Genomic DNA, 322 nt, shown 5'->3' on the forward strand with positions numbered 1-322 from the left:
GTCCACGGCGGCCCGCGTCGGCGTCGTCGTGGACGGGGGAAGGTCCGCCTGTCGACAGCGCTGTCGACAGGCGGACCCCCGTGCGTCTCCCGGGCTAGTCGGTCGAAGCGGCGAAGCGCGCGACCGCCTCCTGGATGATCCCGGCGTTGCCGTCGGTCCACAGCGGCTCCAGACGACGGTGCGCGATACGCCATCCGTCGGTGGTACGAATCAATTCGTCGTGATAGGTGCCCGCGACAACGTAGGTGTTTCCACCGATCGGACTGACCATGAAGTGCTGCGCATGCATGGCGCAGCGGGCGCTCGCTCGGTCGTCGGCGGT

The 322-nt window shown here is 68.6% G+C and carries 1 protein-coding gene; it reads right to left on the reverse strand.

Translation table 11 applies throughout. The annotated features are described in order from the left end of the window. Positions 1 to 94: 94 nt before the first annotated feature. Positions 95 to 322: nuclear transport factor 2 family protein (locus B4M60_RS02515; protein WP_291079981.1), on the reverse strand; the 228-nt coding region annotated here is incomplete at its 5' end.

Origin of the sequence: Dietzia sp. UBA5065, from assembly GCA_002415925.1 — a bacterium.
Lineage (GTDB): Bacteria > Actinomycetota > Actinomycetes > Mycobacteriales > Mycobacteriaceae > Dietzia.